General features: G+C 62.3%; 23 protein-coding genes. 4 read left to right on the top strand and 19 right to left on the bottom strand.

What is annotated here, in order from left to right; translation table 11 throughout:
* Positions 1-20: 20 nt before the first annotated feature.
* The 9 genes from ABWU19_RS00430 to ABWU19_RS00390 form a co-directional block, all read right to left on the bottom strand.
* Entirely contained in the window at positions 21-1,529 is a 1,509-nt protein-coding gene (locus tag ABWU19_RS00430; protein ID WP_435899828.1) for a tripartite tricarboxylate transporter permease, read from the bottom strand.
* Between the two features lie 103 nt (positions 1,530-1,632).
* Entirely contained in the window at positions 1,633-2,064 is a 432-nt protein-coding gene (locus tag ABWU19_RS00425; protein ID WP_435899827.1) for a tripartite tricarboxylate transporter TctB family protein, read from the bottom strand.
* 64 nt (positions 2,065-2,128) lie between these two features.
* Positions 2,129-3,097, bottom strand: coding sequence for a Bug family tripartite tricarboxylate transporter substrate binding protein (locus ABWU19_RS00420; RefSeq protein WP_435899826.1), 969 nt, complete (start codon positions 3,095-3,097; stop codon positions 2,129-2,131).
* A gap of 59 nt (positions 3,098-3,156) precedes the next feature.
* Positions 3,157-3,804 carry a GntR family transcriptional regulator gene (locus ABWU19_RS00415; RefSeq protein WP_435899825.1) on the bottom strand — a complete coding sequence of 216 codons (648 nt, stop codon included), beginning with the start codon at positions 3,802-3,804 and terminating at the stop codon, positions 3,157-3,159.
* Between the two features lie 69 nt (positions 3,805-3,873).
* Entirely contained in the window at positions 3,874-4,863 is a 990-nt protein-coding gene (mutY, locus tag ABWU19_RS00410; protein ID WP_435899824.1) for an A/G-specific adenine glycosylase, read from the bottom strand.
* A 59-nt stretch (positions 4,864-4,922) separates the two neighbouring features.
* Positions 4,923-5,324 carry a CoA-binding protein gene (locus ABWU19_RS00405; RefSeq protein WP_435899823.1) on the bottom strand — a complete coding sequence of 134 codons (402 nt, stop codon included), beginning with the start codon at positions 5,322-5,324 and terminating at the stop codon, positions 4,923-4,925.
* A gap of 127 nt (positions 5,325-5,451) precedes the next feature.
* Positions 5,452-6,366 (bottom strand): metallophosphoesterase family protein, encoded by a 915-nt coding sequence (locus tag ABWU19_RS00400; RefSeq protein ID WP_435899822.1) that lies wholly within the window; start codon positions 6,364-6,366, stop codon positions 5,452-5,454.
* Positions 6,367-6,369: 3 nt separating this feature from the next.
* Positions 6,370-6,588, bottom strand: a complete 219-nt coding sequence (locus ABWU19_RS00395) for a hypothetical protein (RefSeq protein WP_435899821.1) — start codon at positions 6,586-6,588, stop codon at positions 6,370-6,372.
* Between the two features lie 205 nt (positions 6,589-6,793).
* Complete coding sequence (locus tag ABWU19_RS00390) at positions 6,794-8,107, bottom strand: Ig family protein (protein WP_435899820.1); 1,314 nt, start codon at positions 8,105-8,107, stop codon at positions 6,794-6,796.
* Between the two features lie 119 nt (positions 8,108-8,226).
* Here ABWU19_RS00390 and dcd point away from each other — a divergent pair, with 119 nt between their 5' ends.
* The 3 genes from dcd (at position 8,227) to ABWU19_RS00375 (ending at position 10,732) form a co-directional block, all read left to right on the top strand.
* A complete protein-coding gene (gene dcd / locus ABWU19_RS00385) occupies positions 8,227-8,775 on the top strand; it encodes a dCTP deaminase (RefSeq protein WP_027876845.1) in 549 nt (182 codons plus the stop codon).
* 296 nt (positions 8,776-9,071) lie between these two features.
* Positions 9,072-9,620 carry a peptidylprolyl isomerase gene (locus ABWU19_RS00380; protein WP_435899872.1) on the top strand — a complete coding sequence of 183 codons (549 nt, stop codon included), beginning with the start codon at positions 9,072-9,074 and terminating at the stop codon, positions 9,618-9,620.
* The gene (locus ABWU19_RS00375) at positions 9,617-10,732 is read left to right on the top strand and encodes an ATP phosphoribosyltransferase regulatory subunit (protein WP_435899819.1); all 1,116 of its coding nucleotides are present in this window, start codon (positions 9,617-9,619) and stop codon (positions 10,730-10,732) included. The genes ABWU19_RS00380 and ABWU19_RS00375 overlap by 4 nt, the downstream gene beginning before the upstream one ends.
* Before the next feature lie 44 nt (positions 10,733-10,776).
* Here ABWU19_RS00375 and ABWU19_RS00370 read toward each other — a convergent pair whose 3' ends face one another.
* The 8 genes from ABWU19_RS00370 to ABWU19_RS00335 form a co-directional block, all read right to left on the bottom strand.
* On the bottom strand, positions 10,777-11,568 hold the full coding sequence (locus ABWU19_RS00370; RefSeq protein WP_435899818.1) for a hypothetical protein: 792 nt from the start codon (positions 11,566-11,568) through the stop codon (positions 10,777-10,779).
* Positions 11,565-12,149, bottom strand: coding sequence for a 4Fe-4S dicluster domain-containing protein (locus tag ABWU19_RS00365; protein ID WP_435899817.1), 585 nt, complete (start codon positions 12,147-12,149; stop codon positions 11,565-11,567). The genes ABWU19_RS00370 and ABWU19_RS00365 overlap by 4 nt, the downstream gene beginning before the upstream one ends.
* The gene (locus tag ABWU19_RS00360; protein WP_435899816.1) at positions 12,150-14,450 is read right to left on the bottom strand and encodes a molybdopterin-dependent oxidoreductase; all 2,301 of its coding nucleotides are present in this window, start codon (positions 14,448-14,450) and stop codon (positions 12,150-12,152) included.
* A complete protein-coding gene (locus ABWU19_RS00355; protein WP_435899815.1) occupies positions 14,422-14,970 on the bottom strand; it encodes a TorD/DmsD family molecular chaperone in 549 nt (182 codons plus the stop codon). The genes ABWU19_RS00360 and ABWU19_RS00355 overlap by 29 nt, the downstream gene beginning before the upstream one ends.
* 132 nt (positions 14,971-15,102) lie before the next feature.
* On the bottom strand, positions 15,103-15,537 hold the full coding sequence (locus tag ABWU19_RS00350) for a rhodanese-like domain-containing protein (RefSeq protein WP_435899814.1): 435 nt from the start codon (positions 15,535-15,537) through the stop codon (positions 15,103-15,105).
* An 82-nt stretch (positions 15,538-15,619) separates the two neighbouring features.
* The gene (locus tag ABWU19_RS00345) at positions 15,620-16,234 is read right to left on the bottom strand and encodes a response regulator (RefSeq protein ID WP_435899813.1); all 615 of its coding nucleotides are present in this window, start codon (positions 16,232-16,234) and stop codon (positions 15,620-15,622) included.
* The gene (locus ABWU19_RS00340; protein ID WP_435899812.1) at positions 16,231-17,283 is read right to left on the bottom strand and encodes a sensor histidine kinase; all 1,053 of its coding nucleotides are present in this window, start codon (positions 17,281-17,283) and stop codon (positions 16,231-16,233) included. Before ABWU19_RS00340 ends, ABWU19_RS00345 begins: the two co-directional genes overlap by 4 nt.
* Positions 17,284-17,367: 84 nt before the next feature.
* On the bottom strand, positions 17,368-17,835 hold the full coding sequence (locus ABWU19_RS00335) for an Lrp/AsnC family transcriptional regulator (RefSeq protein WP_435899811.1): 468 nt from the start codon (positions 17,833-17,835) through the stop codon (positions 17,368-17,370).
* Positions 17,836-17,958: 123 nt separating this feature from the next.
* On the opposite strand from ABWU19_RS00335, the gene ABWU19_RS00330 reads away from it, so the two are divergent.
* A complete protein-coding gene (locus tag ABWU19_RS00330; RefSeq protein WP_435899810.1) occupies positions 17,959-19,143 on the top strand; it encodes a trans-sulfuration enzyme family protein in 1,185 nt (394 codons plus the stop codon).
* Positions 19,144-19,212: 69 nt separating this feature from the next.
* On the opposite strand, the gene ABWU19_RS00325 is transcribed toward ABWU19_RS00330, so the two are convergent.
* Positions 19,213-19,902: an FAD-dependent oxidoreductase gene (locus ABWU19_RS00325; protein ID WP_435899809.1), complete on the bottom strand. Its 690-nt coding sequence runs from the start codon at positions 19,900-19,902 to the stop codon at positions 19,213-19,215.
* 139 nt (positions 19,903-20,041) lie between these two features.
* Positions 20,042-21,934, bottom strand: a complete 1,893-nt coding sequence (gene speA, locus ABWU19_RS00320; protein WP_435899808.1) for a biosynthetic arginine decarboxylase — start codon at positions 21,932-21,934, stop codon at positions 20,042-20,044.
* Between the last annotated feature and the right edge of the window lie 132 nt (positions 21,935-22,066).

Here is a 22,066-nt window from a genome sequence, read left to right as displayed (position 1 = left end):
GTCGTAAGCCCCCTCACACTTCAAAGCTCCTCTTCGCCGCCCAGCCCCTGCTTGCGGAAGCGGGCGATTATCAGCGGAGATAGCAGTGAGAGCCCTGCCAGCACCCACAGCCCAACGGCAATGGGGCTGCTGAACAGATAGCCCACATCGCCGTTGCTGATGGTCATGGCCCGGCGCAGGTTAATTTCCATCAGGTAGCCCAGCACCAGCCCCAAAAGCACCGGGGCCAGGGGAAACTCGAGCTTGCGCATCAGGTAGCCCAGTAGCCCGAACACCGCCATCAGCAGCAGGTCGAAGGGGTTGTTGTTGACCGCATAGACCCCAATGAAGCTGACGACCAGCACCGCCGGAATCAGGAGCCAGGCCGGCACCGCCAAAAGGCGCACAAAAAGCCCCACCAAAGGCAGGTTCAGAATTAACAACACCGCGTTGCCCACGTACATCGAGGCGATCAGGCCCCACACCACCTCGGGGTTTTTCTGAAACATCTGCGGCCCCGGCGTTACCCCTAGGCTCACAAGGGCCCCCAGCATGATGGCGGTGGTGCCGCTACCGGGCAGGCCCAGGGTCAGGAGGGGGATCATGGCCCCGCCCGCCGCGGCGTTGTTGGCCGACTCGGGGGCCGCCACCCCGCGCAGGTCACCCTCGCCAAAACGGGCCTTAGCACCCAGCAGGCGCTTCTCAGTGGTATAGGCCACAAAGCTAGCGATGGAAGCCCCCGCCCCCGGCAAGACCCCAATCAAGAAGCCCAGCACGCTGCTGCGCAGAATGGTCAAGAGCGAGGCCATGAAGTCCTTGAAGGAGAGGTAGATGCGCCCCACCTGGGCCCTTATGGCGCCGGGGGTTTTTTCCTCCAGAAGCATCAGCACCTCGCTGACAGCAAAAAGCCCGATGGCTACCACCAGGAAGTCCATGCCGTCTTCTAGCTGCAAAAAACCAAAGGTGTAGCGCGAGATGCCCGACTGGGGGTCCTGGCCCACCGTCGCTAGCATCAGGCCGAAGCCGGTGGCAATCAGGGCCTTGAACATGTTCTTGCCCGCCAGGGCCGAAAGGGTAGAGAAGCCAAAGACCATCAGGGCGAAGTACTCGGCAGGGCCAAAACGAATCGCCCACTGGGCCAGCAAGGGCCCCAGGGTCATGAGGCCCACCACCGAAAGCGTGCCTGCAATAAACGAGCCCCAGGCCGCCATGGCCAGGGCCGGACCCGCCTGGCCCTGCTTGGCCAGTTTGTTGCCGTCGATGGCCGTGACCACCGAAGAGGTTTCGCCGGGGATGTTGAGCAGGATGCTGGTAGTAGAGCCGCCGTACATGGCCCCGTAGTAGATGCCCGCCAGCAGAATGAGGGCCGACTCCGGCGGCATCTTGAGGGCAAAGGTCAGGGGCACCAGCAGGGCCACCCCGCTGATGGGGCCGATGCCGGGCAGCACCCCGATGAGCGTGCCCACCAGGCAGCCCAGCACCACCAGGAGCAGGTTGAGCGGCTGAAAGGCCACCCCAAAACCGTTTAGAAGCGCTTGCAAGATGTCCATGTTGCGTTTTCGCTACTTTTGCGGTTGCCCCAGCGGAAAAAAGTTGGTCTGGTGCAGCACAGGGGAATGGGGGTATTCTACTGAAAACCGCTCTGGGTCTCCCCTACCCGAAAATCCGCCCCACCGGCAGGGTTACGCCCAAGCCTTGGGTGAACAGGAAGTAGACCGCCAGCGTAAAAGCCAGCGCACCGCCCAAGCCTTGCCACCAGCGTGCCCCAAACAGCAGCGAGAGCAGGGTCATCTCGAGGGTGGTGGTGAGGATAAAACCAAAAGGAACCACCAGATAGGCATAAGCCACCAGGCTCGAGAGCACCAGCCCCAGCACCGGCCAGAAGCGCGGGGGCGGCCAGGTGGGATCAGGGTCGGGCTTGAACAGGAGCCACAAGGCCGAAAGCCCCACCAAGATGGCGATAATGTAAGGAAAAGGCCGGGGGCCCAGGGGGTCGGAAAGGAAACTCACCTGCATCCGGCTGGCCTCGAGGCCATAGCCCAAGGCCAGCAGCAGAATCAGGGCGCCCACAATACGGTCGGTCATAAGGGAGGCTCTTTACGCTACGACCAAATTGCCCAAAAGCGGTGGGCCGGCCACCCTCTATGGGCTACCGGATGATGCCCAGCTCGCGGGAGAGGTTGCGGAACTGGTTAACCTGGCGGTCGATGAAGACCTGGAACTCGGCCCCGGTCATGAAGAACTGCCCCAGGCTGTTCTGTTCGCGCACCTTAGCCCACTCCGGGCTGCGTTCCACCTGCCGCAAAGCCTTTGCCCAGAACTCATAGGCATCGGCAGGCATATTCTTGGGCACGTAGAAGCCACGCCAGACCACCCATTCCACGTTGTAGCCGAGCTCCTTAAGGGTGGGCACGCTGGCATAAGGCGCCGGGAGACGCCGGGGCGACATCATGGCCAGCACCCGCACCGTACCGGCCTCGACCTGGGCCCGAAGCTCAGAGGCATCGCCTGCAAAAACTTGAATAAAACCGCCCAGCAGCGAGGTCAGGGCCTGACCGCCGCCGTCGAAGGGGACGTATTTAATCGAGCGCGGCTCAATTCCAGCCGCCCGGCCCAGAAGCAGCACCTTCATATGGTCCTGGCCGCCCACCGCGCTGCCTCCCCCCACCGCAATCCTGGAGGGGTCGGCCTTCCAGGCTGCCACCAGCTCCTGCATGGTTTTCCAGGGGGCGTCGGCCTTGACCGCTACCAGACCAAAGTCGGCGGCCACTGCGCCCAGCCAGCGCACATCGCGCTCGGTAAAGCGGCTGTACTGGCCCTGGGCCAGGCGTACCGTGGTGGCCGGGCTGGCCGCCACAATCAGGTTGGGGTCGTCGCTGCGCTGGGTCACTACGTTGGCGTAGGCTACCCCCCCTCCACCCCCGGTCATGTTGGTAACCTTGATGGGCTGGTTCACAATCCTGAGGTCCTGCATGACCTGCGCCACGCTGCGGCAGGTGAAGTCCCAGCCGCCTCCGGCCCCCGCCGGGGCGATGCACTCGGGGTTGCGCGGGGTGAACTGGGCCAGCCCACCTCCAGCCGCCAGCAAAACCACAGCTAAAGTTGCCAATCGTACCATGTGTCCTCCCTTGCCTGAAGCGTTGAGCGTCTATGATTCTATCCAGCCTACCCCACCCGTCAAGACGGCCTGGCACCCAGCAGAATGGAGCCCTCGAGGCTTTGCAACAAGGCCTCCCTCGAGCGCTCGAGGTGTTTTTGTAAAAAGGCAGCTGCTTCCTCGGCCTGTCCTTGCTGCACCAGCTCAATCAGGTGCAGGTGGTCGCTCAGGGCCTGGTCGGCCCCCTGCGGACGGGTAATCTCCAGGTAGCGGGCCCGGTAGATGCGCTGCAAAACCTGGGCCAGCGAGGCCACCACAAAGCGGTTGCCGGTGAGCTTGGCTAAAGACAGATGAAAGTCGGTGGCCTTCTCCAGCTCTACCTCGGGGTCGAGGTCGGCCTCCACCGAGGCCAGCAGCTCCCGAAGCTGGCGGGCGTTGGGTCGCCGGGCGGCAGCCACCCGAACGATATGGCCCTCGAGCCAGTTGCGAAACTCAAAGGCCTCCTCCAGCTCGGCCAGGTCGAGGGGCGCTACGGTATAGACCCGGCCCGTACGCTGCGCCAGCCCCTCGCGGAAAAGCTGCTGAATGGCGGCCCGAATGGGTGTGCGTGAGACCGCCAAAAGCTCTTCCAGTTTGCGCTCGACCAGCGGTTCGCCGGGCCTGAGCTGTAGCGACAGGATCATCCGGCGCAGGCGACGGTAGGCTTCTTCGGTTTGCGGTGCAAGCATAGTGTATGGAAGGTATGCTACCTTTTTTGGTATACCAGCTCAACTCGAGGCCCCAACAACCCCTTTGGGTCAGCCACGATCCGAACTGGATCCTTCAACCAGGGCCAGGATTTTCTGATCCAGCCGTGATAAAGGACGGCTCGCCGGATTCTCGCCGGCCACCCAGGGGGCTCTGTACACCTCGATGCGTAGCCTGCGGTGGGTAAAGTCGTGGCGAAGGCTACCCAGCCGCTCGGCCTGCTCGAGCCCAAAGCGGGCCAGCAAGCGGGTTAAGGCCCCGGGGCCTTCTTCCATGGGAACCCCCCAAAGCCCCCCCAGGAGGGACCCCTGCCGCAGCTCCAGGTGTACCCCACCTGGCCCTTGCAGTACCAGCGCGACCAGCTCGAGCCGCCTTTGCTTGCGTTCCCTTGCGCCAGGGTAACGCTCGGGCGCTGCTTGGCCCAGGCAGAAGCGGGCCACAGGGCAGCCGTCGCAGGCGGGGTTTTTGGGCAGGCAGACCGTGGCCCCCAGCTCCATCAGGGCCTGGTTCCAGTCGCCGGGGCTGGGGCCCTGCGCTTGCGCGAACCCGGCCATCAGGGCCTCGGCAGCCTGCTGGACTTGTTGTGTGGTGGGCTTTTCCCAGGCGTACCAGCGTGACAAAACCCGCCGCACATTGCCATCTACCGCCGCTACCGGCTCACCAAAGGCAATCGAGGCCAGCGCAGCAGCGGTATAAGGGCCGATGCCCGGCAAAGCCCTTAGCGCGCTCGAGGTCGCAGGTAGTAGCCCACCCATAGCAACGACCCGCTGGGCCAGCCGGTGCAGGTTGCGGGCCCTGGCATAGTAGCCACAGCCCTGCCAGGCTTTCAAAACATCTTCCTGGTCGGCCTTAGCCAGAATCTCAAGGCTCGGGAAACGTTTTAAAAAGCGCTGGTAATAGGGAATGGCCTGCTCGACGCGGGTCTGCTGCAACAGCACCTCCGCTAGCAGCACCTTGTAGGGGTCGGTCACCCCCCGCCAGGGTAGTTTGCGCTGGTGCTGCCGGAACCATTCCAACAGCACAGTTTGAACACTCGACATAGGCCATGCGCTCCCATTTGTGCAGACCCAGGGCGCTTCCCGGCTGACTGTGGCCCAGCCTAGCCCATTAGCTGGCGGTGCACCACCATCAAACAGCGGTTCTGCACCACCTGAATCCCGGCCTGTTGCAGGGCCTCGGCAAAGGCGTGGTTTGCAATGCCCGATTGCAGCCAGACCAGTTTGGGCCGGGCGGCCAGAATCTCTTCCAGGTGGTCGGGCAGGGCCTCGCTACGACGAAACACCTCCACAATATCCAGGGGCACCGCCAGGTCGGTGAGCTTGCTGACCACAGACTGGCCCCAAAGCACCTGTCCTGCATAGGCCGGATTAACCGGCAGCACAGTATAGCCCTTCCGGGCCAGGTACTCGGGCACATAGAAGGCTGCTTTGGCGGGGTTGGGGTGGGCCCCCAGCACCGCGATGGTACGGGTCTGGAGCAAAAACGCACGCAGGTTTTCCATAGCAACTAACCTCACCACCGATTTTTACATGCCTTGGGGGGCTGGCCGCCATAAGCACGCAAAAGTTCGACCATCTGCCAGGGCTATCTCTATAACCGTTTTGCCCTGGAAGTTTTTCCAGCCCAGCCTAGGTGAAACGTTCCGGGTGGGCCGCCCGATAAAGCCGCCAGGCATCCCAGTCGCGCGGGAGGGCCTGCGCCTCGGCCCAGTACCAGAAGTGCATCAACAGCGAGCGGGCCGTGCGGGTCTCGTGGTAAAAGATGTCTGCCCCCAGCCCCCCTGCCTCCATCAGGCCCGAATCGTAATAGGCCTGCAGGGCGGCTTGCAGGTTATAAGGAATCTGACGGAAGTCGACCTGCACATGGTTTTCTCCAATTTCCACCACCATATACTGGGCCCGCACATCGCCGTTGAACGGAGCCCCCACCGCCCCGCTGTTGAGCACCAAAGCCTCGCCCAGTTGGTACATGAAGGGGCGGTGAGTGTGCGAACCCACCAGCAGTCGCGCCGGGTAGTCTTCGCTGATTTCCGTGAGGGTACTCAGGGTCTGGTGTTCGTCGTAACCTTCCCGGTAGTGGCGGGGCGAGCCATGGGTGGCCCGCACCAGTACGCGTTCGCCAGTGCCTTCGGCTTTGTCGAGCCCAAAGGTTTGCTGCGGTGCCTGGCCAACAACCACCTGAAAGGGCAGATTGCCCAGCCAGTCCAGGTGGGCCTGGGATAGCTGGGCCACCGACCAGGCGGTAGGCTCGAACAAGGGATCGGTATAAAGGTCTTTTAGAGAAGGATCGCGCTGGGCCCATTTGACCAGCAGGTCGTCGTGGTTGCCCAGGGTAAACCAAAAACCCTCGGGGGCCAAGGCCTGCCCTTGCTTGGAAGCACACAGGTTGAGCAAGCGCTCGAGCACCTCGCGGTTGGAAGGCCCCCGGTTCACCATATCGCCGTTAACAATCACCAGCTGGGGTCGCACTTCCTTCAGGTCGGCCAGGACTGCCTCGAGCGCCGGCAGATTGCCGTGAATATCCGACAGAACCGCAATGCGCATAGCTTAGTTTGCCGCTGCAAAAGGGTTGCTCCGAATGGTGATAATGCCGGTTACCAAAGCCACTATAGCCAGCACGCTCACCACGCTAAGGGCAACCAGCAGCATCCAGAAAAAATCCCGCAGGCCCCACAGCACAGAGGTTTTGGGGGTCTGGCGTAGCGCCAGAAAGCCCACCAGAGCGATAACCCATAAAATAGCCAGAACTATCAGGGCTCTACCCACAGTTTACCCAGGGTAACAGCTAAAGCGCCCTGAAAATAGCACGGCTCCCACCATTGCGCCACTGCACCCCTCTGCCAATAGAGCGCTCTTCGCAAATATTGAGCTGCTCACAACTTGATTGCTTTGCCCGGCACAGCACAGTGGCCTCCCGGATGGGAGGCCATGTCTGTGAAGGGTGCGATAAGGGCCTTCGCAGGCAGCGCGCTCACTTGCCGCCTGAGGGGTCGGGGGTTTCTTCGCTGGGGTCGCCCTCATCTGAGCCTGCGGCACCGCTATTGGAGGGGGGCGTGGGGGGGCGCTGCGGGCTGGGCGGTGGCGCGGGCTGGGCGGTGTTTACACTGGCCCAGGCATAGGAGGAGCGCAGCAGATCCAGGTCTTTTTGGTCCACCACCCCATCGCCATTAAGGTCGCCCTCGAGTTTGGGGGCCTGGAGCTGGGCTGGGGCTACTGGCTGGGGCTGGACTGCTCCTGGCGGGTTGGGCTGCGCTTGCCCAGGTTGGATGGGCTGTGCCTGTCCAGGTTGGGTGGGCTGTGCCTGCCCAGGTTGAGGAGGCTGTGCCTGCCCAGGTTGGGTGGATTGGGTTGGGTTGGGGGGCGCAGCCGGAGGGGTGGCGGTCGAACCCCCCTGGGTTTCGGTCTGGCCTGGTGGGGTACCCGGGGTGGGGGGCGGGTTGGTTGCAGGGGCTTGTGGGATCACGGGCACGGCAGTTGAGGCCAGGCGACGACCCCAGTTGCGGGCGATGGCCTCGAGGTCGCTGTACCTGTACTGGCCCTGGGTGCTCACGCGGGTGATGGCCTGGGCGTTGCCGGCCAGTTTGCCGTTTTTGTCATAAAAGGCCACCCGGGTCTGGCGGAAGTTCGAATCGGGACGTACTTTTTTGTCGGGCAGGGGGGTAGCGGTAAAGCGAAAGGCCTCGAGGTCCTTGCGCGGGCTGGTAAAAACCGCATCGATATCGAGGAGGCCTTTTTCTTCGTCGTAGCGCAGCACATAGAGCAGGCTGGCATCGGCCTTGAAGCTATCCAGGGCAAGCCGGAGGTCTTTGAGCGGAATTTGCGCCTGGAAGCCTCGAGCCTCCCGATCGCGCACCCGCCACAGGTAGGGGAAGGGGTCGGATACCTCCGCAAGTGGAAAAACCTGGTCGAGCCGGGGGGGCGGGGTTTCCCCGATTACCAGGGTTACTTTCTGGGTGCGGTTGGAGAGGTTGGCGTCCTCTACGCTAACCGTAAGCTCGAAGCTGCCTTTTTCCTGGGGTGTGCCGCTGATGCGGCCATTGCTGTACACCAGACCCTTGGGCAGGTTGCCCTCGAGGGTGAAGCGGTAAGGCCGCACCCCACCATCGGCAGTAAGGGTGGTGTTGTAGGGTTCGTCCACATAGCCCGTCTCGAACCGAAGCGTCAGGCGCAGGGGCTGGCGGCTCTGGTTGTTCTGGCTGTCCGAACCGCAGGAGGCCAGCAGAATGCCAAAGGATGCCAGCCAACCCAGCAATAAGACCCTGCCCAATACCGGTAGCTTGCGCATGACTTCAGTTTAGACCTCTTGATGAAGGCTGGTTGTGAAAATGGCTGGGTCATTCCTCATGGCGGGCCGCTGAGGGGCGCAGGGATGCCCTGTGCGCGCCACCTTGTATAGTGTGGGTCATGAGCGTTAAGCCCGACTGGTGGATACGTGAAAAGGCCAAGCAAGGCATGATTGAGCCTTTTGAGGAACGCCTGGTGCGCGACGGGGTGATCAGCTACGGGCTCTCGAGCTTCGGCTACGACCTGCGGGCAGCCCGGGAGTGGAAAATTTTCGCCAACGTGTTCCACACCATCGCCGACCCCAAGGGCCTGGATCCCAAAAGCTTCGTGGACTACGAGGGGGATGAGGTCATAATCCCGCCCAATTCCTTTGTGCTGGCCCGCAGCATGGAGTACATCCGCATGCCCGACAACGTGCTGGCCATCGCCATCGGCAAAAGCACCTATGCCCGGGTGGGTATTGTGGCCAACATCACGCCCTTAGAGCCTGGCTGGGAGGGGCACGTGACCCTCGAGTTCTCCAACACCACCCCCCTGCCGGCCAAGATGTACGCCGGCGAGGGCGTGGTGCAGCTGGTGTTCTTCGAGGGGGAGCGCCCCGAGGTAACCTACAGCGACCGCAAAGGCAAGTACCAGGGTCAGCGGGGCATTACCCTGCCCCGGATTTGAGGCTCTGGCACCCCCAGCAAAAGCGTTCTGTCTGCAGAGCCTGCGAAGGCTGCTGCAAAACAAACCAGAAGGCCTGGTCGCACAATTTGCTCAGCCCATTGGTGAAAACCGCTCCCACCAGGTAGTGAGGCTTTATTGCTGTGTGGCTTTGCGGTTCCTGGCGTGTTCTCATCCTGAGCAGTAAACTGTTTTAGATGCGCGTTGCTTTGGTAATTGCCGTCCTGCTGGCTTTGGCCGTTGCTGCTTTCTTCTTTTGGCAGGGAAGCAGCGGAACAAGCGGCAGCTTTGGAGGAAACATGGAAGCCTTACCCTACAAATCCGATAAGCCTGTTACCCGGTTTTCCAAACCCGAGCAGGTAATAGACCCAGCCAAGTTTGACTACTACGCCGAGCTCGAGACCAGCAAAGGCAAAATCGGCATAGACCTGTTCGAAAGCGAAGCGCCCATTACGGTCAACTCCTTTGTGTTTCTGGCGCTCAACCGCTACTTCGAGGGGATTGTGTTTCACCGGGTAATTCCGGGGTTTGTGGCCCAGACCGGCGACCCCACCGGAACCGGCATGGGCGGCCCCGGCTACCAGTTTGGCCTCGAGGTCACCCCCAAGCTCAACTACGATAAAAAAGGCCTGCTGGGCATGGCCCGCACCATGGACCCCAACTCCAACGGCAGCCAGTTCTTCATCACCTATAGTCCCACCCCCAACCTCAACCAGCAGTACACCATCTTTGGGCAGGTGGTGGAGGGGATGGAGGTGGTCGAGCGCATCGCCCCCACCGAAGGCCCCAGGGCCAGCCAGGAGCGCGACAAGATTATCTCGGTGAAGATTTTCGCCAGAAGTAAATGATCCCCGAAGGCACCCGCTACTTCCTGCCCCCCGAAGCCCGCCTGCGCCGCGAACTGCAGGAGCGTTTGGTGAATCTGCTGTATGGCTGGGGCTACGAGCCGGTAGAGCTGCCCGCGCTCGAGTTCTACGACCCCCAGCACACCCTGGCCGAGCGGGCCTTTAAGCTGGTGGACAAGAGCGGCGAGGTGCTGGCCCTGCGTTCGGAGTTCACCACCGCGGTAGCGGGGCTGCTTAAGAGCAACGGGCGGCTTGCACCGGGCCAGCCGGTGCGGCTGCAGTATGCCGGAACCCTCTGGCTGCGCGAGGCCAACGCCGAGCTGGGGCGCAGCCGCGAGTTTAGCCAGGTGGGGGCCGAGCTGGTGGGGGTCTCGAGCCCCCGGGCCGACGCCGAGGTGTTGGAACTGGCCTGGGAGTGTTTGCAGTTGGTGGGCTTTGCCGAGGCCAAGATTGAGGTGGGGCTGCCTGCTTTGGTGCGGGACTTACTGGATGCCACCGGCTTACCGGGCGATAAGAAAGAACGCCTGCGCCAGGCCATCCACCGCAAGAATAGCCCCGAGCTCGAGGCCTTGCTCACGGGCTACCAGGTACACCCCAGCCTGCAAAAAGCCCTGCTGGCCCTGCCCGATCTGTACGGCGGGCGGGAGGCGCTGGAGGAAGCCCGCCGGCTGCCCCTCTCGGGCAAGGCCCAGGCCGACCTGGACTGGCTCGAGGCGGTGCTGGCCCTGCTGCCCGAGGTGCCCCTGTTGCTCGACCTGGGCCGGGCCCGGCTCCTCACCTTCTATACCGGCCTCAACTTCCAGGCCTATACCCCCGACTTTGGCCTGCCCCTGCTGGGTGGAGGCCGCTACGACGGGGCCTTGTTGCCCTACGCCGCCGGCTTTGCCCTGGGCTTAGAGCGGGTGATGGAAGCCCTGCGCCTGCCCCTGTCCGAAACCCCTCCGGAGGTTTTGGCGCTGGATCGGGTGCTGGCCCGTAAACTGCGGGCCGAGGGCAAGCGGGTGGAGCTGGCCTGGACCCATCACCTGCGCGACCTAAGGGAATACGCTCTAGAAAAAGGCATTCGCTGGCTGGCGGTAGACGGACGGCTGGAAGAAGTGCTTCCTGGGCAGTAAAGAAGGGCGCTCTCACTAAGGAGAGCACCCTTCTTGCCCCGGCCTCACAATCCGGGGGACTGAAACTGGCCCACCATTACCAGGAGCCAGCGCAGCCCTACCGCACCGGCCAGACCCAGGGCAGCCGCCCAGCGGGGGTTGCGGAAGAGCAGTGCTGCCACGGCAATCAATAGGCCGGCCAGGGCATACCCCACCAGGCCCTCGCGGAAGAGGTGTTCGCGGGCCGCTTCCTGAAGCGTAAAGGGATAGGCCAGCAGCAGGCCTAAGCTCAGGGCAGCCGTCCAAACCTCCCAACGTTTGGCCCAGGTGCTGCCCAGGAGTATTGCAATCGCCAGCACCATCAGCAGGGCCGTGATGGGAAAGATAGCCAGCATCATGCTGTTCCACAGCGGGCGGGTGGCGTTTACGGCAAGGGCAAAGCCAGGGTAGGCCAGGGCCACCAGGCTGCCCAAAAGCAGCACCACCCCCAGCACACCCTCGGGGATGCGCTCAAGGAGACGCACCCACTGTTTCAGCAACAGCAGCGCCACAGCAGCCATGGCAGCCGACAAGCCCCAGGCCCCCCACCAGATGGGCGCGCCAGGTTCAAAGCTCAGGAAGAGCCAGATATGGCTAAACCGCCAGCGCGCGGGGGACTCGGCCCAGAGCACAAACAGATCCAGGGCAATCAAAATTGCCGCCAGCCACCAGTAGCGCTTCCGTTCGGGGTGCTGGCGCAGGGTCAGGATGGCGGCCAAGAAGGCCATCCCGCCCGCCAGCCCCACCAGCACGAAGTGCAGGGCATTGGTCCAGTGCCAGAACTCCCCGGTGTTGGGCAGGCCGTAGAACTCGGTCATGATTCCATCACCTCCTTTGTGAGCCCTTTCTTGCTAGGGGCATTGAGGTAAATCACCTTGGGCCGGGTGCCCATCTCGGGCCTTAACACGTCCTGGCGTCCGGCGGCCTCGAGGGCTTTGGAGATCTCGCTATTGGGATCGTCCAGATCGCCAAAAATGCGGGCATAGGTGGGGCAGGTTTCCACACAGGCAGGCTGTTGCCCTTTGGTGATCCGGTGGCTGCAGAAGGTGCACTTGTCGGCATAACCGCCCTTCTTATCGATATAGCGGGCGTCGTAGGGGCAGGCCGCAATGCAGGCTCCACAGGCAATGCACTTGTTGTAGTCCACCTGTACCAGCCCGTCCTGGGTCTGGTAGCTGGCCCCCGTAGGGCAGACCGGTACGCAAGGGGGGTTTTCGCAGTGGTTGCACTGCTCGGGACGGAACTCCACGGTCAGGTCGGGAAAGACACCCACTTCGCGCTCCCGAATCCACAGCCGGTTGGCCCCGGCAGGCACCTGGTTCTCCATTTTGCAGGCCACCGCACAGGCGGCACAGCCCACGCAGGCCGATAGGTCTATTAGCATTCCCAGGCGTGCCATTTAGGCCCTCCTTTCCTTGATGAGTTTGACAACGCTTTTGAGCTTGGGCGCCGGTGCTTTTTCCAGCTTGACGAAGTTGTTGCGCAGCCCCGCCCCGCCCGAGATGCGATCCAGGGTGTAGCGGGTCTGGAGGTAGCTGTCGGAGGCCCCACGCCCGTCGGCCAGGGTCATGCCTTTGGCCTTGTGACCAAAGCCGTGGGTGATGTAGACCGCGTCCTTGCGGATGCGCTGGGTAATCTTGACCCGCACCGGGCCTTCCCGCACCCCATCCTGGTTAATCAGGTAGGCGTAGTCGCCGGGTTTGAAGCCCAGCCGGGCGGCCTCTTCGGCATTGAGCCAGACGCTGTTGGAGGATTCCATCTCCATCAGCACCGGGTTGTTCTGGGTGCGGGCGAAGGTGTGCACCGGGCTGCGCCCGTAGAGCAGGCGGTAATAACCTTCGGGTACGGGCTGCGGGGGCTCATACTTGGGCAGGGGGTCGAAACCTGCCTTAGCCAGCGACTCGGAGTAAAGCTCAATTTTACCCGAGGGGGTATTGAAGGGGTTCTGGCCTTCTTTTTCCCAGTCGGAGAGCCAGGGTTTGCCGTTCTGCACAATGGTTCCCATGCTTTTCATGGTCTCGAGGTCGAGCCCCACCGACTGCATGCGGGTGTCGAGGTACTCCTCGATGGTTTGCCAGGGGAAGTACTGCTCGAGGCCGATGCGCTTGCCCAGTTCTTTGGCAATCCACCAGCCGGGTTTAGTGTCGTAGAGCGGTTCGTGGGCGGGAACCCGGAGCTGGATGAAGGGGGTCTTGTGGCTGACGGTCACAAAGTCGTCGTAGCGCTCGAGGTAGGTGGCCTCGGGCAGGATCACGTCGGCCCACATCACATGCTCTTGCGGCAACACATCAATTGCTACGTACAGCTCGAGGTTCTTTAGCGCCTCCTTGGTGCGCGGCACGTTGGGAATGGCGTGGAAGAGGTTGATGCCGTAGGCGAAGAGTCCCTTGATGGGGTAGGGCTGGCCGGTGATCATGGGCTCAATCAGTTCCTGAATGGCGGTGGTTTTGGCCAGGAACTTGCCCTTGTCGGCCCGGGGTTTATAGCCTTCGGGCTCCTTGTCTGCTGCAGTGGGGCCTGCGCATCCACCGGCGGCAGGCTCGAGCGGCAGAGGCGGCGTGGGGTATTTCTCCAGGTAGGGGGGCATGGCAATGTAGAACCCCCCCTCGCGCCCATAGTTGCCCAGCAGGGCGTTGAGAATGTAGGAAGCCCGCATCCGCTGGGTGTCGTTGCCGTACCAGACGGTATGGCGGGTGGGGGGGAGTACCGCTTTGGGCTTGTGCTGGGCCATCTCGCGGGCCACCTCCCGGATCACCTGGGCCGGGATATCGGTCTGCTGCTCGGCCCACTCGGGGGTGTAGGGCTTGATGTGGGCCACCAGCTTGTCCATCCCTACGGTGTACTTCTCCACATAGGCTTTGTCGTAGAGGTTTTCGCTAATCAGCACGTGGATCCAGGCCAGCAGCAGCGCAGTGTCGGTGCCGGGCTTGATGGGCAGCCAGCGGTCGGCCTTGGCCGCAGCAGTGGAAAAGCGGGGGTCTACCACCACCAGCTTAGCCCCGTTCTTGCGGGCCTCGCTAAACTCCTGTAGCTGGGTGTTGTGGGTGTCCTCACCGATATGGTGACCAATCAGCACGATGTACTTGGTGTTGGGCCAGTCAATGGGCTCATGGCCGCCGATGGCCCGCCCGAAGGTGTACTGGGCGGCTACCTCGCGCGGGGCCGTGCAGAGCGAAACCGAGGGCTTGGCAGCGTTGGGGCTGCCCCAGGCCGCGGGCAGGAAGTCCACGAACCAGCCATCCCCCGTGCCGTGCCCAAAGAAGGCGATGCTCTCGGGGCCGTACTGCTCCTTCAGGCCCAGCATCTTCTTGGCAATGTAGTCCAGGGCCTCTTCCCAGGTGGCTTCGCGGTATTTACCTGCGCCACGCTCCGAGCCTTCAATGCGAATCAGGGGCTTCTTGAGCCGGTCGGGGTCGTAGGTCTGGGCGGGGGCTGCTTGCCCCCGGGGGCAGAGCATGCCCCGGCTTTTGGGGTTTTCCTTGTAACCGTCTACTTTGTAGACCCGGTTCCCCACCACGCTGGCCTTGATGCCGCAGCGCCAGAAGCAGTTCTCACAAATCTGGAAGACCTGCTTGACTTCTTTGGTGTACCAGGCGGGTGCAGCCTTGGCGCGGCTGGAGAGCGTGGCGGCTCCCCCCACGCTGACCGCGCCCACGGTAGCGGCAGATAGCTTAAGAAAGCTGCGACGAGGCAGTTTCACTCTGTATCACCTCCAGGGCTTGGGAAAGAAAGTGTGCAATGGTGCTGTAGAAGCCGGTGGGATCGGTTTCCTGCAGGACGGGGGCATACCGCTTTAGCCAGGGATACAGGTACTCCAGGGCCAGCGCGCGGGCCAGGGCGGGCTTTCCTTCCAGCAGTGCGATGGCTTCGCCCACGGCCGCTACGTGGTCGGGCAGGTCGCGCCAGTCGGGGGAGGTCTCGAGGCCCGCCGCCTGGTACAGCTCCAGCAGCCGGTCAAAGCCTTCGCCAAACAGCCGCTCGTCCAGGGCCATCCCCACATAGGGGGGGCAGGGAAGCCCCGCGGGATTGCTTATGAACAACGAGGTGTAGGCCGCCTGAAGCTCGCTCAAGGGAGTCTGGGGGAGTGTGGGGGTCGGCAGGCCGCGGGTCCGGGCCATCTCGGCCAGGGCAGCTTGTAAGGTGCCCGAGGCCAAGTCCTGCTCGAGGGCGGCCTTGGGGGGTGCGAAAGCAGCGGCAGTAACCCAACCTAGCAGTTGCATATGTACCTCCTGTCTTTACCCTAGGACCTTGCTGGTTTTTCGGGGTCAGGCGAGGTCTTACAGCAAAGTCGGAAGAATTCCTACAAGGTAAAGCCCCCTCGAGGGAGGGGGCCAAGAAGGGGGAGATTCTGGCTATTCCTTCACCACCGGGTAGTTAGCAGCCACCCAGGCTTTGTAACCACCCATGATGCTCTTGACGTTGTAGCCCTGGCCGCGCAGGAAGACCACCGCCATGGCGCCCCGGTGTCCAATGCCGCAGTAGACCAGGATGGGCTTGTCCTTGGGCAGGCTGCCAACCTTGGCCGACAACTCGCGGATGGGAATGTTCACCGCACCTGCAATAAAGCCGTCCTTGTACTCGTTGGGCTCGCGCACATCCAACAGGAACGGCTTAATGGCGTCGATCTGGGCTTTGGCCGCAGGGGGTTGTACCCCGTAGAAGTCGGTGGGCAACGTATTCAGGAAGTTGCCTACCTCACGGACGGTAAGGGCAGAAAAGTTGGCGGAAGAAGCCAGAACCGGAACCAGGGCCAGTAGCACAATCAGGAGAAGCTTGTGTTGTTTCATTTCCTAACCTCCTGACTCCAGGTTAGAACTGCCGATGAATTGTGGGGTCAGGGAAGGTCTTACAACTTCGTCAGAAGAATTCCTACACTAATCCGCGCTCCCGGGCCCACTGCACCAGCTCGGGCTGGGACGCCAGGCCCAGCTTATCCAGGGCACGGGCCTTGTAAGTAGCGGCGGTCTTGACCGAGATACCGAGCTTCTCAGCGGCCTGGCTGAGGTTGTAGCCCTGGGCCAGCAGACCCACCACAGCCCGCTCCCGCTCCGAGAGGGCCTCGGGGGCAGGCAGGCCCACGTGCTCGGCCAGCCGGGGGGCCAGAAACGGATGTAAGTAGCGTTCACCACGGGCAATGGCTGCCACTGCATCCAGCAAATCCCGATCCACCGCCCGCTTGGGCAAATAGCCGCCGGCTCCCCTGGCAAAGGCTTCGGCGATGTACTCGGCCTCCTCGTGCATGGAGAGCACCAGCACTTTTCCCTTATCTCGCAGCCTGGGCAGGGCCTCGAGGCCCGACATACCGCCCAGGTTCAGGTCGAGGATCCACAGCTCGGGCAAGGGCTCTGTGTGGCTGCCAGAAAGCCAGGCCAGGGCCTCTTCGGCGCTGGCAAACTCGATCTCCACCGAATGTTGGTCTGCCTCGAGCAGCAGCCGCAGGCCGGTGCGGATCAGGGCATGGTCTTCGATCAGGGCAATTTTCATAGCGGCACCACAAAACTAATGCGCGTTCCCCGTCCTGGCGCACTTTCCACACTCAGGCTGCCGCCCAGCTGCTCGATGCGTTCGCGCATGCCCACCATCCCGACAGAGGTGGGGGCCTGCTCCGGGTCAAAACCCCGACCATCGTCGGTGATCAGGCCCCGCACCCGCTTGTCCCAGGCCGAAAGCCCCACATAGACCTGACGGGCCTGGGCATGGCGGGCCACGTTGGTGAGGGCCTCCTGAATCACCCGAAAAAGGGCGATTTGCTGGCTTTCGCGAAGTTGTGGGCACTCGATCTCGGCCTGTACCTGAAGACCGGTACGCTGCCGGAACTCATGCAGGTAGCGCTCGAGGGCCTTCACCAGCCCCAGGTCGTCCAGCACTGCCGGGCGCAGTTCGCGGGAGAGGCGGCGTACTTCTTCCAGGGCCTGCACCACCGCTTTGCGGGCTTCCCCCAGGTATTCCGGGCGCTTCTCGGTAATCTGCAACGCCAGCAGGGCTGCGGTCAGGTGGCTGCCCACCTCGTCGTGTAATTCCCGCCCCACCCGGCGACGTTCTTCCTCCTGGGCAAAGAGCAGCTGGTGCATTAGGGATCGGCGCTGGGCCTCGCGCCCCTGCAAACGGTCGGTCTCGCTGACGTGCCGAAGGCCCATCGCCACCACGGCGGCGCTGAGGCTCAGGAAGCCCTCCTCCGAAGGGGCTGGGTCGTCGGGCAGGTGCAAGACGTACACCCCAAGCACCTGACCCGTGGCCAGCAATGGCAGGGCCACCACACGCCCGTGCCAGGCGGTCTGCCGCGTATCCACGGCCATCTGGGCCAGCCCGTGCGAGGTCTGGCTGAGGGGGCAGTCTATCTGGCAGTTTTGCAGGTGTTCCAGGGCAGGCTGCCCTTGGCGAAAGCGGTAGATTTCGCCACAACGCGCCCCCAGGTTGCAGCGCAAAACCTCGAGGCCTTTACGCAAAAGAACGGTTTCGTCTGTACCCGAAGCTGCTGTCGAGGCCAAATCGGCCAAAGCATCACACCACTGCTGCGCCGCTACTTGCACCATGCTTCACAGCGTAGTATGCCCCGGAATAACGTTTGTCCCTGTCAATACAAATGGCAAGAATAGGGCCACCCGAGGGCAAACCGGTCATAGCGGCAACTCGGTGGTGCTCTTGACCTGCCGCAGCACCGCCGAGGAGATGACCGTGCTGAGGCCCGGAATGGCCGTCAGGTGATCCAGCAAGAACTTCTGAAAGTCGTTCAGGTCGGCCACCATAATCTTGAGCAGGAAGTCGTCCTCGCCCATCACCACGTGGCACTCGGTAACTTCAGGGTATTTGAGCACCTCCTGCTCGAAGCGCTCCACATCGGCGCGGCTCTTGTGGTCGAGCTTGACCCGCACAAAGACGCACAGGCTGCGGCCAATCTTATCTTTGTCCAGCAGGGCCACATAGCCGCGAATCACCCCCAGCTCCTCCAGCCGCCTTACCCGGCGCAGGCAGGTGGAGGGGGAAAGGTTGACCTGCTCGGCCAGTTCGTTGTTGGGGATGTTGGCCTGGCGTTGCAGGATGCTCAGGATTTTGCGGTCTTTCTTATCCAGTTCAATTGCTGCCATCAGATTGCGTCATTTTAGCATTCTGTGGTATTGGATTGCAGCGGGAGACTTCTAGCCGGGCCTTATTGCACGCAATTGCCGGGAACAAAGTGCTACTTTAAATCCAAACCCTGAGGTGGCTTTATGAAAATAAGAACCCGCGCCGTCCACGCCGGACACCACCCCGACCGAGAGACCGGAGCCCACGTGGTGCCGATTTACAGCACCTCCACCTTTGCCTATGGTTCGTTTGCTCGAGGCGAGCGCTTGTTTGCTGGCGAGGAGCCGGGCTATATCTATGGGCGCATCGGCAACCCCACCGTGCGGGCCTTCGAGGAAAAGCTGGCCAGCCTCGAGGGGGCCGAGGATGCTGTGGCCTTTGCCAGCGGCATGGCGGCCATCAGTGCCCTGTGCAACACCCTGCTGGCCCCCGGCGACGAGATCGTCTACCTGGCCCCGCTCTACGGCGGAACCGAAGGCTACTTTTTGGAAACCCTGACCCGGTTCGGGGTGCGTGTAACCGGCAGCAATAACGTGGAGGAGCTGCCCGCGCTTATTTCGCCGGCCACCAGGCTCATCTACCTCGAGACCCCCACCAACCCCACCCTGCGCATCTACGACCTCGAGGCCGTAGCCCGGATTGCCAGGGCCAGAGGGGTTCTTTCGGTGGTGGACAACACCTTTGCCACCCCCTACCTGACCCGCCCTTTGGAGCATGGCATTGATGTGGTGCTGCACTCCGCAACCAAATACCTGGGGGGGCACGGCGACTGCCTGGCAGGGGTACTGGCAGGGCCCAAGGAGCTGATGGAGCACATACGGGGCGAGGGGCTTCGGCACATTGGCGCAGCCCTGGGGGCCTTTGAGGGCTACCTGATGCTGCGGGGCCTCAAGACCCTGCCCCTGCGCATGGAAGCCCACTGCGAGGGTGCAGCACAGGTAGCGGCCTACCTCGCCGCGCACCCCAGTGTCCGGCGCGTGTACTACCCCGGCCTGCCCTCGCATCCCGGCCACCCGGTTGCCCGTAAGCAGATGCAGGGCTTTGGCGGGCTGGTCTCCCTCGAGCTCGAGTCCAAACAGGCCGCCGCCCTTTTCCTCGACAGCCTGAAGCTGTTCACCCAGGCCGTAAGCCTGGGCGATGTGGAGTCGCTGGCGACCCATCCAGCCTCCACCACCCACCAGCTTCTGCCCCCCGAGGTGCGGCAGGCCCACGGCGTAAGCGATGCGCTGGTGCGGCTCTCGGTGGGCATCGAGGACCCCCAAGACCTGATTGCCGACCTCGAGCAAGCCCTCGACCAGGTTGCTAAGGCGCTGCTGCGCTCCATATAAGCGCCGCATCCCAAAAGCCCAGGCAAGTCAAGTGGGCTGGAGCATCAGACGTCATTTAAGTCAGTCTGGCTACAGCAGCGAAGCCAGGCGCATACCCTCTGTGGCCATCTGGTTATATGAACCCTGGCCCAGCACGCACAGCCCCACCCCGTAAAGACCCTCGAGGCGGGTCAGGCGCATGGAGCCTGGCTCCCACTCGCCTTCGGCAAAAACCTTATACTCCACCCGATATCCGGGCGTTCCGTCCTGCTCGGGAACCTCAGCCTGCTGGGAAGAAAAGGCAAAACCAAGCTGCTCTAGGTGCCGGTACAGGTCGGGGTAGGCCACCTCCGATAGGCGCCCGGCCTCCTCAGCCACACTGCCAATGTAGAGCCTGGGCGCGAGAAAACTGCCCACCGCCAGCACCACCTTGCGCGCTGTTTTACGCGGCCCTTCCCAGCTCTCGATGCCCACCACAGCCGGCCCTTCCAGCAACAGCCGGGTGACGGATAGCTGCAAAAGGAAAATTTGCGGGTGGTTTTCCAGCCTGTACTTGGCCCGGCTGTGCAGGGCCCAGCCTTTCAGGCCGTCCTCACCCACCTCGGCCAGCAGTGAACCCTGGGGAAACGGGGCCCGAATGGGTGTAAAAGGCAGGTAAACCGAGTCCAGGCTGGTGGTGACCAGCCCCACCCGGAAACCCTTTTTTGCCAGCGCGTAGGCAGTCTCGGAGCCCGCAAAGCCTGCGCCCACAATCAGTACGTCGTAGTCCACAGATGACATAGAAATGTCCTTGGTTCGTTCTTTGTGCTGCCCCCGAAACACTGTCAGGTAGGTTTTGACCCGCGCTAAGCAGAGCGCATCGGGTGGGGTGCTAGGGCCAAGCCAAAATTTGAAAGAAGTCCGCTCTAAGTTGCTGCCGCTAGTCTTCCAGGTAGGTATACCCCACCAGCTCCCGCGCGTACAGCTCCATAAAAGAGCCCTTTTCAGCAGGGCTCAGTTTTTTGGATGAGCGCACCAGCTTCTCCACTGCCTCGGCCAGTTCATCGTCCTCGTAGCCCATCTTCTCGATTACCTTACGGGCTTTTTCGCCCATGATAAAGCGCTCGATGTCGTAGCCGTCGCGGTCAATCACCACATGGGCCTCACCGATGCGCCCGAAGAGGTTGTGGTTCATGCCAAGCACGTCCTGGTAGGCTCCGGTTAAAAAAACCCCCAGGTAGTAGGGCTGACCCGGACGAATTTCGTGCACCGGCAGGGTGTTGCGCACATCGTGGGTATCAATAAAGCGGTCAATCTTGCCATCGGAGTCGCAGGTGATGTCGACCAGGGTGGCCTCGCGGGTGGGGCGTTCGTTCAGGCGCGAGAGGGGCACGATGGGGAACATCTGCTTGATGGCCCAGGTATCGGGGAGGCTCTGGAACAGGCTAAAGTTGCAGACCAGCTTATCGGCCAGCATCTTTTGCAGATCCTCGAGCTCATCGGCGGGGTAATCGAGTTCCAGGGCCAGCTTCAGGGTCTTGCGGGCAATCTGGTAGAAGAGGGCCTCGGCAGCAGCCCGGTCGCGCAGCGAGATCAGGCCCAGGTCGTAGAGGTTCTGAATGGTGTCCTTGTTGGCGAAGGCGTCGTGGTAGACCTCGCGGTAGTTTTTGGCCGAGATGCTCCGGGCCAGCTCGAACATGTCCTTGACCACCGGATGGGCATCCTTGGGCTGCTCGACTTTTTCTTCGCCGGGGGGGCGGATGGTGTCCACCACTTCCAACACCAGCACGCTGTGGTAGGCGGTAACGGCCCGGCCTGACTCGGTAACCAGGGTGGGGTGGGGCTCCCCGTGGCCGTCGCAAATTTCCTTGGTCACATAGACCAGGTCTTCGGCGTACTCTTCCAGGGTGTAGTTGGCCGAGGCGTAGAAGGCGGTCTTGGAACCGTCGTAGTCGACTGCCAGGCCCCCACCCAGGTTGAGGTAGCGCACCGGAGCCCCCAGCTTGCGAAGCTGCACGTAGGTTTGGGCTATCTCCCGCACGGCCTGCTTAATGCGGCGGATATCGGTCACCTGACTGCCAATGTGCGAGTGCAGCATGGCGATGGTGCCCAGCATGCCAGCCTCGGCCAGGATGTCTATGGCTTTAATGATCTCCGGGGTGGTGAAGCCAAACTTGGCCGCCTCGCCACCCGACTCTTCCCATGCACCCGAGCCTTTGGTTTTTAGCTTGTAGCGAATGCCAATTTGTGGCTCTACCCCCAGTTCCTGAGCTATACGGATCACCCGCCCCAGCTCAGCGAATTTCTCCAGGGTGACCACCACGTTTTTACCCAGCTTTTTGCCCATCAGGGCCAGCCGGATAAAGTCGTCGTCTTTGAAGCCGTTGCAGGCAATGATGGACTCCGGGTGCAAATCCTGGGCCAGAATCAGGGCCAGCTCGGCTTTAGAACCGGCCTCGAGGCCATAGGCATAGGGTTTCCCCGCCCTAGCCACGGTCTCGACCACCATGCGCCGCTGGTTCACCTTGACCGGGAAAAGCCCCTGGTATCCAGCGCTGTAGTGATACTTCTTTATAGCCCGCCGGAAGGCCTCGTTGAGGGCCACCACCCGGGCTTTCAGAATTTGGGGGAAGCGCAGCATCACTGGCAACGGACGCCCTTCGTCCCGCAAGTCCTGCACAATTTCAAACAGCGAAGCGCTGGAACCATCCTCGCCCTCGGGTGTGACCTCGAGCTCACCATCCTCCCCTACCCGAAAAAACCCCGCCGCCCAGTGGGGGACGAGGTAGGTTTCTTCGGCATCCTTGGCAGTGAAACGTTTGAGCTTCTCCAACTTGAATCCGGGTCTCCTCACACAGGCTACGGATGGAATGTCAGGGGGCATTCACCGTGCGCTGTCCAGAACAGAGTGTAGGGCATTTTGCCCCAGGATGCTATAGCAAAGAAACCATCCGCAAACTGCTGC

Origin of the sequence: Meiothermus cerbereus (assembly GCF_051297115.1) — a bacterium.
Lineage (GTDB): Bacteria > Deinococcota > Deinococci > Deinococcales > Thermaceae > Meiothermus > Meiothermus cerbereus_A.
Note: the sequence above shows the minus strand (reverse complement) of the source record. Positions and strands in the feature narration are given on the sequence as shown.